A 9,219-nucleotide genomic window follows, 5' to 3' on the forward strand; every position below is an offset into this window, starting at 1 on the left:
CGTCCCTGCGCGAGGCCCGTGCCCTGGTCGCCGGCCGGGACTGACCGACCGGCCTCGACTCAGGGCCGCAGCGACTCCTGGTGGAGGTCCGCGTAGGTGGGCGTGTCCTTCACCAGGCCGTCGGCGAACGCCGCGACGTCGTCGCCGACGATCTCCAGCACGCCCTTGCCCGCGGCCACGCCCTCCTCGAAGAAGTCCACGAGGTCGGACAGCAGCGGGCCCTCGGTCAGCCCGGCGGGCCCGATCTTGAAGAAGTACCGCTGGATCTCCCGGTAGACGATCCCGTAGTCCGGTGGCAGCGCCTTGACCCGGGCCACGTGCGCCCGCCACTGCCTCTTGCCCTCGACGATGTCCCGCACGCCCACGTCAGCCTCCCAGCCGGCCCAGTTTCCTCGCCACGTTCCCGTTCAGCTGCGCGCGCCACCGGTCGCGGTGGCCGCGCGCGCCCTCACCGCCGGCCAGCGCCGCGCAGAAGCCGCCGACGTCCTCGCCCAGCACCTCCCGGGCGCCCTGGCCCTCGGCCGCCGTCTCCTCGAGCAGGCCCAGGGCTCCGTCGAGGATCGGCATCAGGTTGCGGCCGGTGAAGTCGCCGTACGGGGACAGGTGGGCCTTGATCTCCGCCCACGCCGCCCGGTGGTCGGCGGGCAGCGCCTCGGCCCGGGCCTCGTAGGCCTTCCACTCCCGCGTGAGGTCGCCGCCCGTGACGGTGTCCCAGAAGTTCATCGCCCCTCCCTGAGCTTGTCGATGCGCGCCGAGACGTACTCCCACTTCGCCCAGAACGTCGCGAGCTCCGCGCGTCCCGCGTCGTTGAGCGCGTAGAACTTGCGCGGCGGACCCAGTCCGGACGGTCGTTTCGCGACCTGGACGAGCCCGTTGCGCTCCAACCGCAGCAGGATCGTGTAGACCGTGCCCTCGACGACGTCGACGAAGCCGAGGTCGTTCAGCCGGCGCGTGATGGCGTAGCCGTAGGTCTCCTCACCGCCGATGATCTCCAGCACGCAACCCTCGAGCGTGCCCTTGAGCATCTCCGTCAGGTCGTCCATCCCCACCTCCCAGTACTCCGTGACACCGAGTACTACTACACCGTATCACCGAGTAGTGGGGGTGGCGAGCACGTCAGCCCGCGAGGGCCCGGCGGTGGTGCTCGACCGCGCGGCGGGTGTCCTCCTCCAGCAGGTCCGCGTGGATCGCGACGGCGGCGGTCGCGCCCTCGGCGGCGGCGATCAGCACCGAGGCGGCCGGGTCGGTGGCGTTGCCCGCGAGCCACACGCCGTCCGCCGCGCGCCCCCGGGCGTCGGCCGGCACGTGGGACCCCATCGGGTGCGGCTCGACCGGGAGGCCGAGGTCGGTCAGGAAGTCCGCCCGGGTGCCCATGACCGGCGCGACCGCGAGGGCGGTCCGGGGCACCACCTCGCCCGTGGTGAGCCGGACGCCGACGAGCCGGTCGTCGCGGAGGACCAGCCCGGCCACCTCGCCCGGCACCACGGTGACGCCCAGCGCGTCGAGCTGCTCGCGCTGCTCGGCGGTCGGCGGGTCGGACCGGTGCGTGAACAGGGTCAGGTCGGCGCTCATCCGGCGGAACAGCAGGGCCTGGTGGACGGCCATCGGCCCGGTGCCCAGCACGCCGATCGCGGTGTCGCGGATCTCCCAGCCGTGGCAGAACGGGCAGTGCACCACGTCGCGGCCCCACAGCTCGCGCACGCCGGGCACGTCCGGCAGGTCGTCGGCCAACCCGGTCGCGACCAGCAGGCGACGGGCGGCGAAGGTCTCGCCCGCGGCGGTGGTCACCTCGAAGCCGTCGGCCGCGCGACGGGCGCCGACGACGCGGGCCCGCTCGACCCGCACGCCGTAGACCTCGGCCTCCGCCCTGGTCAGCGCGACCAGCTCGGCGGGCGGCAGGCCGTCGCGGGTGGGGAAGCCGTGCACGCCGGCGGCGGGGGCGTTGCGCGGTTCGCCGGAGTCCAGGACGAGGACGGATCGGCGGACCCGGCCAAGGGTCAGGGCGGCGGTGAGACCGGCGGGGCCGCCGCCGATCACGAGGACGTCGTAGGTCATGCGGACAGCGTGCGCGCGACCCGGCCGGTCCGCCGAGCTTTCTTGCCGGACCGGCAACCCTGGTCAGCGGGTGCGGGCCCGCAGGTGGGCGCGTTCGCCCTGCTTGCCGAACAGGCTCAGCAGTTCGACGGGGTGCTCGTCGGCCGGGCCGAGGCAGTGCGGCACGTGGGTGTCGAACTCGGCCGCCTCGCCGGGCCGCAGCACCAGGTCCTGGTCGCCGAGCACCAGCCGCAGCCGGCCGTTGAGCACGTAGAGCCACTCGTAGCCCTCGTGCGTCTTCGGCTCGCACGGCGCCGGCCCGTCCAGACCGGGAATGATCATCTTGTACGCCTGGAGCCCACCGGGACGCCTGGTCAGCGGCATGAAGGTCATGCCGTTGCGGTGGATCGGGCGCAGGTGCACCCGCGGGTCGCCGGACGGCGGCGCGCCCACCAACTCGTCCATCGGCACCCCGTGCTCGCGTGCGAGCGGCAGCAACAGCTCGAGGGTCGGCTTGCGCCGCCCGTTCTCCAGCCGCGACAGCGTGCTCACCGAAATGCCCGTGGCGGCCGACAACTCGTCCAACGTGACACCGCGCCCACGACGGACCGCCCGCAGTCGCGGCCCCACCCCGGTCAGGATCTCTTCCAGCTCCGCCATGCCACCAGGGTGCCAAACTCCCCCGCCCGGCACCGCCGGCGCCCCCGTCGAAACCGGCCGAAACGGCAAATCGGCGACACGGCGCGGGCTACAGCAGCGTCGCCGCGTGGTCGGGCACCCAGCGCTCCAGCTCGCGCGGCGGGCGCTCGTAGCCACCGCCCTTGGGCCGCTTGGGCAGCTTCAGGTCCGGGTAGTCGACGGGTTCCCACGGCACGCTGTCGAGCAGGTGGGCGATCATGTTGATCCGGGCGCGCCGCTTGTCCTCGGCCTCGACCACCGTCCACGGCGCGATCTCGGTGTCGGTGTGCACGAGCATCTCGTCCTTGGCCCGCGAGTAGTCGTCCCAGCGGGTGATCGACTCCAGGTCCATCGGGGACAGCTTCCACCGCTTGAGCGGGTTCTCCAGGCGTTCCCGGAACCGGCGCTGCTGCTCGGTGTAGCTGACCGAGAACCAGTACTTGCGCAGCAGGATCCCGTCCTCCACCAGCAGCGACTCGAAGATCGGGCACTGGCGCAGGAACCGCCGGTACTCGTCGGGCGTGCAGAACCCCATCACCCGCTCGACACCCGCCCGGTTGTACCAACTGCGGTCGAGCAGCACGATCTCGCCGCCGGCGGGCAGGTGGTCGACGTAGCGCTGGAAGTACCACTGGGTCCGCTGGCGCTCGGTGGGCGCGGGCAGCGCCACCACCCGGCAGACCCGGGGGTTGAGGTGCTCGGTGACCCGCTTGATCGCGCCGCCCTTGCCCGCCGCGTCGCGACCCTCGAACACCACGACGAGCCGCGCGCCCGACGTCCGCACCCAGTCCTGCATCCGGACCAGCTCGCCCTGGAGGCGCAGCAGCTCGCGCTCGTACGGTTCACGCGGGATTCGCTTCACGGCCATGTCCGACAGCCTGGCAAAACCACGCCGATCCGGCCAGGCGGAGCACCGCGCGAGCCCACTCGGACGCGGCCGCGAACGGCCTGTCGGGGGTGCCCCGGTCGCCCTCGCGCGCCCGTAGCACCGGGCGGTCGCCCGCGGTCGACCCGTGTGGTCCATACCTTCGGAATGCCGAAACCGCCGCGCCGTCAGTGTTTTCGTGACGCGGAGCACCCGAACCGTCCCAGTCGATGGGAACCGCCTTGCCGCACCGTCAACCCATTTAGGTTGAGCGCCGCTCATCACCCCCGAAGGTCAGGTGCCCGTTGTCGAACCGTCCCCTCGCCGTCCGCTCGGTGCCCCGCGCCGTCCTGGCGACGCTGCGCCGCGATCGCTGGGCCACCGCCGGCGCGGTGGCCGTCGCGCTGCTCGGCCTCGCCGCGCTGGGCGCGGACGTGCTGAGCGCCATCGAGGGCCAGGACCCGTACACCTACCGCACCGACGCGCTGGACCCCGGCACCGGCAGGCCCGCGGGCGCGCTCGGCGGCATCGGCCCCGACCACTGGTTCGGCGTGGAGCCGCTGACCGGGCGGGACCTGTTCGCGATCGTGGTGCACGGCGCCCGCACGTCGTTCCTGATCGGCCTGGCGGCCACCGCGGTGTCGGTGCTCGTCGGCGTGGTGCTCGGCGCGGCCGCGGGCTACCTGGGCGGCTGGCCGGACCGGGTGATCACCTGGACCGCGGACGTGCTGCTCGGGTTCCCGTACCTGGTGTTCATGATCGCGCTGGCCGCGGTCGTGCCGCCGGGCGTGCCGAAACCGCTGCTGCTGATCGTGGTGATCGGGTTCTTCGGCTGGCCCTACATCGCGCGGATCGTGCGGTCGCAGACGTTGACCCTGCGCAACCGGGCGTTCGTGTCGGCGGCGCGGTCGCTGGGCGCCGGTCCGGCGCACGTGTTCCGGCACGAGCTGCTGCCCAACCTGTGGGGTCCGATCATCGTGATCGCCACGCTGTCCATCCCGGGCAAGATCGGCCTGGAGGCGGCGTTGTCGTTCCTGGGCGTGGGCATCCCGCCGCCGACGCCCAGCTGGGGACGCGCGATCAGCGACGCGATCGGCTGGGTCGGCACGGACCCGATGTTCCTGGTGTTCCCCGGCGGCGCGCTGTTCCTGGCCACGTGGGCGTTCAACGTCCTGGGCGACGGGCTGCGCGACGCGCTCGACCCGAAGACGGCGGTGCGGCGATGAGGATCGCGGTCCACCTCGCGTCCCGGCTGGCGAGCGCGCTGCTCGTGCTGCTGCTGGTGGCACTGGCCACGTTCGTGGTGTTCTACCTGGTGCCCGCGGATCCGGCGCAGGCGTCCTGCGGCCGGCCGTGCACCCCGCAGAGCCTGGCGCTGGCGCGCGACTTCATGGGCTTCGACAAGCCGTGGTGGCAGCAGCTCCCGGAGTTCCTGGTGGGCATCGTCGCCGGTCGCACGTTCGGGTCCGGCGCGACGTCGATCACCTGCGACGCGCCGTGCTTCGGCTACTCGTTCCAGCAGAACACCGACGTGCTGACGCTGCTCGGCGACCGGCTTCCGGTGACCGCGTCGGTCGCGATCGGCGCGGCGGTGCTGTGGCTGCTCGCGGGCATCGGCACGGGTGTGGTGGCGGCGCTGAAACGCGGCACGGCCTGGGACCGCATCGCGCTCGCGACCTCGGTGTTCGGCGTGTCCGCGCCGGTGTACCTGGTGGGGTTGCTGGGGATCCTGCTGTTCGGGTTCACCCTCGACGTGGTGCCGGTCGGCGGGTACGTCGCGTTCACCACCAGCCCGGTGGACTGGGCGTGGCGGCTGGTGCTGCCGTGGTGCGTGCTGGCGTTCGCGCACGCCGCGGTCTACGCCCGGGTCACCCGCACCCAGATGCTCGACACCCTCGGCGAGGACTACATCCGCACCGCCCGCGCAAAGGGCCTCACCGAGACCAAGGTCGTCGGCAAGCACGCGCTGCGCAACGTGCTGCTGCCGGTGGTGACGATCTTCGGCGTCGACCTCGGCTCGCTGCTCGGCGGCGCGGTGATCACCGAGCGGGTGTTCGGCCTGCCGGGCGTCGGGTCGCTGATGATCGACGCCGCATACGGCCGCGACCTGCCGCTGCTGCTGGGCTGCACCCTGTTCGCCGCGTTCCTGATCGTCCTGGCGAACACCCTCGTCGACCTCTGCTACGGCGCGCTCGACCCCCGCGCCCGGTTGTCCTGAGTTCACCCACGGATCCCGTCGGATCCCGTCCCACGCAGGAGAGAAGAATCCCGATGACCACAAGTCGACCACTCGGGGCCGTCGCGGTCGCGACCGCGATCACGCTGGTCCTGGCCGCGTGCGGCGCGAACGACCAGCCCGCGACGCAGGCCGGGTCGGACAAGGCCGAGCGCGGCGGAACGCTGCGCATCCTCTCGGACGGCCAGACGCTCAACTACGACCCGGCCAAGAGCTCCAACCTGGCGATCACCTCGCTGGCACTGGTGCACCGCAGGCTCACCGGCTGGCTCAACAAGCCCGGTGAGCAGACGAAGGTCGTGCCCGACCTCGCGGACACCGGCAAGACCACCGACGGCGGCAAGACCTGGACGTTCAAGCTCCAGGACGGCCTGAAGTTCAGCGACGGCTCGCCGATCACCTCGGCGGACGTCAAGTGGGGCATCGAGCGGTCGTTCGCGCCCGCGTTCTCCGGCGGCCTCGGCTACCACAAGCAGCTCCTCGAGGGCGGCGGCGACTACCGCGGTCCGTTCGAGGGCGCGGAGCTGAAGTCCATCGAGACGCCCGACAACACCACGATCACCTTCCACCTGGCCCGCCCGTACGGCGACTGGCCGTGGGTGGTCAGCACACCGGCGTTCGCGCCGGTGCCCAAGGGCAAGGGCGCGGAGCCGGACTACGGCGAGCACCCCGTCGCGTCGGGCCCGTACCAGATCACCAAGTACCAGAAGGGTGTCGAGGCGCACCTGACCCGCAACACCAACTGGAGCACCGACAAGGACCAGGTCCGCGCCGGCCTGCCGGACGAGGTGGTCTTCCAGCTCGGCCAGGACGCGTCGGTGATCTCGCAGCGCCTCGCCGCGGACTCCGGTGACGACAAGTTCGCGTTCGGCTCGTCGTTCGTCTCGCCCGCGCAGCTCGCGCAGCTGTCGTCCAACCCGTCGGCCAAGTCCCGCGTGGTGACCTCCAAGTCCGGCGCGCTGGCCTACCTGTCGCTGAACACGACCAAGGCGCCGTTCGACAACCTCAAGGTGCGCCAGGCGATCCAGTACGCGGTGGACCGCACCTCGTTCCAGATCGCGTCGGCGGGCAACGCCGACCTCGCGGGCGCCGTGGCCACCACGCTGATCACCGAGGGCATCGAGGGCCGGGAGAAGTTCGACCTGTACCCGACCCAGCCCGCCGGCGAGCCGGAGAAGGCCAAGAAGCTGCTCGCCGAGGCGGGTTTCCCCAACGGGATCACCGGCCTGGACTTCCTGGTGCAGCAGGGCAACAACTTCCCGGAGAAGGCTCAGTCGCTCCAGGCGTCGCTGGCCAAGGCCGGCATCCAGGCGACGATCCGCACGGTCGACGGTGACAGCTACCAGACCGAGACGACCGGCGAGAAGGCCGACTACAGCCTGACGCTGTCGTCGTGGCAGCCGGACTTCCCCAGCGCCAACTCGAACATCCAGCCGCTGTTCGCGTCCTCGGAGATCGGCAACGGCGGGTACAACGTGTCCCGCTACCGCAACCCCGAGGTGGACAAGGCGATCGAGGAGGCCCAGGCCACCGTCGACCCCGTCGAGGCGGGCAAGAAGTGGGCCGCGCTGGACAAGAAGATCCTCGGTGACGCGCCGATCGTGCCGTTGATCTACACCCGCAACTCGTTCCTGCACGGGTCCAAGGTCGCGAACTTCTTCATCGCGGACTTCCCGGCCTACCCGAACTACCTCCAGGTGGGTCTGACCAAGTGAGCGAGCCGCTGCTGGCGCTGGAGGGCGTGTCGGTCGACTTCGCCGGCGGCGACACCACCACCTCGGCCGTCCGGGACGTGTCGCTGTCCCTGGCGGCCGGGGAGGTGCTGGCCGTGGTCGGCGAGTCCGGCTCCGGCAAGACCGTGACCGCGATGTCGTTGCTGCGCCTGCTGCCGTCCACGGCACGGGTGTCGGGCCGCGCGGTGTTCGACGGGCAGGACCTGTACGCGATGACGGCCGCCGAGCTGCGCGCGGTGCGCGGCGGCCGGATCGGCGTGGTGTTCCAGGAGCCGATGAGCGCGCTGAACCCGGTGTTCACCATCGGCGACCAGCTCGTGGAGGCCGTGCGGGCGCACCGGTCGTGCTCCCGCAAGGAGGCCGCGGCGCGCGCCGGGGAACTGCTGCGGCTGGTCGGGCTCCCGCTGTCGGCCGGTCGGATGCGCGCCTACCCGCACGAGCTGTCCGGCGGTCAGCTCCAGCGCGTGGTGATCGCCATGGCGCTGGCGCACGACCCGCCGCTGCTGATCGCGGACGAGCCGACCACGGCGCTGGACGTGACGGTGCAGGCGGAGATCGTGGACCTGCTGCTCGACCTGCGCGACCGGCTGTCGGTGGCGATCCTGCTGATCACGCACGACATGGGCGTGGTGGCGGGCGTCGCGGACCGGGTGGTGGTGATGAAGGACGGTCGCGTGGTCGAGGAGGGCGACGTGCACTCGGTGTTCGCCGCGCCGCGCGACGAGTACACCCGGGCGCTGCTGTCGTCGGTGGTGTCGCTGTCGACCGACGTCCGGCCCTCCGCCGGCGAGGTGGTGGCCGAGGACGTGGCGGGCCCGGACGCGGTGTTGGCGGTGACCGACCTGACCGTGACCTACCGCGGCCGGTTCGGGGCCGCCCCCGTGCGCGCGGTCGACGGGGTGAGCCTGCACGTCGACCCGGGCGAGATCCTGGGCCTGGTCGGCGAGTCCGGCTCGGGCAAGAGCACGATCGCGGCCGCCGTCACCGGGTTGCGCGCCGTGCCGCGGGGCGTGGTGTCGTTGGAGGGCAAGGACATCGCGGCCCTGCGCGGCGCCGCCCGCCGGGTCGCGCGCGGCCGGGTCGGCGTGGTGTTCCAGGACCCGACGTCGTCGCTGAACCCGCGTGCCACGATCGGCCGCACGATCGCCGAGCCGCTGGTGCTGCACGGGTCCGGGAAGGACGTCGGGCGCCGGGTGGACGAGCTGTTGGACCTCGTGCAGCTGTCGCCGTCGCTGCGCGACCGGTACCCGCACGAGCTGTCCGGCGGGCAGCGGCAGCGGGTGGGCATCGCCCGGGCGTTGGCCCTGGACCCGGTGCTGCTGGTGGCGGACGAGCCGACCAGCTCCCTGGACGTGTCGGTGCAGGCCCGAATCCTGGACCTGTTCCGCTCGCTCCAGGAGGGCCTGCGCTTCGCGTGCCTGTTCATCAGCCACGACCTGGCGGTGGTGGAACGCCTGGCCGACCGCGTGGCGGTCCTCAAGGACGGCCGGGTGGTGGAACAGGGCCCGGCCACCCGTGTCCTGACCCGCCCGGCCCACCCGTACACGACCAGGCTGATCGCCGCCGCCCCGGTCGCGGCTGTCCCTGTGGCGCAACCCCGGCGGCTACGACCGCACGCGCGGGGGGTTCGGGACGTGGCTGATGACCGTCGTGCACCACCGCGCGGTCGACGC

10 protein-coding genes are annotated in these 9,219 nt (G+C 72.3%); 4 read left to right on the forward strand and 6 right to left on the reverse strand.

The annotated features are described in order from the left end of the window. Window positions 1-59: 59 nt before the first annotated feature. The 6 genes from AB0G50_RS35460 to ppk2 form a co-directional block, all read right to left on the reverse strand. The gene (locus tag AB0G50_RS35460; RefSeq protein ID WP_360118351.1) at window positions 60-365 is read right to left on the reverse strand and encodes a DUF1048 domain-containing protein; all 306 of its coding nucleotides are present in this window, start codon (window positions 363-365) and stop codon (window positions 60-62) included. A 1-nt stretch (window position 366) separates the two neighbouring features. After that, window positions 367-723 carry a DUF1048 domain-containing protein gene (locus AB0G50_RS35465; RefSeq protein WP_360118354.1) on the reverse strand — a complete coding sequence of 119 codons (357 nt, stop codon included), beginning with the start codon at window positions 721-723 and terminating at the stop codon, window positions 367-369. Further along, complete coding sequence (locus AB0G50_RS35470) at window positions 720-1,043, reverse strand: PadR family transcriptional regulator (RefSeq protein WP_360118357.1); 324 nt, start codon at window positions 1,041-1,043, stop codon at window positions 720-722. Before AB0G50_RS35470 ends, AB0G50_RS35465 begins: the two co-directional genes overlap by 4 nt. Before the next feature lie 73 nt (window positions 1,044-1,116). Next, a complete protein-coding gene (locus AB0G50_RS35475) occupies window positions 1,117-2,055 on the reverse strand; it encodes an NAD(P)/FAD-dependent oxidoreductase (RefSeq protein WP_360118360.1) in 939 nt (312 codons plus the stop codon). 63 nt (window positions 2,056-2,118) lie between these two features. Further along, window positions 2,119-2,694 carry an XRE family transcriptional regulator gene (locus AB0G50_RS35480; protein ID WP_360118363.1) on the reverse strand — a complete coding sequence of 192 codons (576 nt, stop codon included), beginning with the start codon at window positions 2,692-2,694 and terminating at the stop codon, window positions 2,119-2,121. An 88-nt stretch (window positions 2,695-2,782) separates the two neighbouring features. Then, window positions 2,783-3,580 carry a polyphosphate kinase 2 gene (ppk2, locus tag AB0G50_RS35485; protein WP_360118366.1) on the reverse strand — a complete coding sequence of 266 codons (798 nt, stop codon included), beginning with the start codon at window positions 3,578-3,580 and terminating at the stop codon, window positions 2,783-2,785. A 302-nt stretch (window positions 3,581-3,882) separates the two neighbouring features. Here ppk2 and AB0G50_RS35490 point away from each other — a divergent pair, with 302 nt between their 5' ends. From AB0G50_RS35490 to AB0G50_RS35505, 4 genes are all read left to right on the forward strand, one after another. Further along, a complete protein-coding gene (locus tag AB0G50_RS35490; RefSeq protein WP_360118369.1) occupies window positions 3,883-4,803 on the forward strand; it encodes an ABC transporter permease in 921 nt (306 codons plus the stop codon). Further along, window positions 4,800-5,795, forward strand: coding sequence for an ABC transporter permease (locus tag AB0G50_RS35495; RefSeq protein WP_360118372.1), 996 nt, complete (start codon window positions 4,800-4,802; stop codon window positions 5,793-5,795). Before AB0G50_RS35490 ends, AB0G50_RS35495 begins: the two co-directional genes overlap by 4 nt. A 53-nt stretch (window positions 5,796-5,848) precedes the next feature. After that, the gene (locus AB0G50_RS35500; RefSeq protein ID WP_360118375.1) at window positions 5,849-7,528 is read left to right on the forward strand and encodes an ABC transporter substrate-binding protein; all 1,680 of its coding nucleotides are present in this window, start codon (window positions 5,849-5,851) and stop codon (window positions 7,526-7,528) included. Next, a partial coding sequence (locus AB0G50_RS35505) for an ABC transporter ATP-binding protein (RefSeq protein WP_360118378.1) occupies window positions 7,525-9,219 on the forward strand: 1,695 nt, incomplete at its 3' end. The genes AB0G50_RS35500 and AB0G50_RS35505, both read left to right, overlap by 4 nt.

Source organism: Actinosynnema sp. NPDC020468, from assembly GCF_040642015.1.
Taxonomy (GTDB): Bacteria; Actinomycetota; Actinomycetes; order Mycobacteriales; family Pseudonocardiaceae; genus Actinosynnema.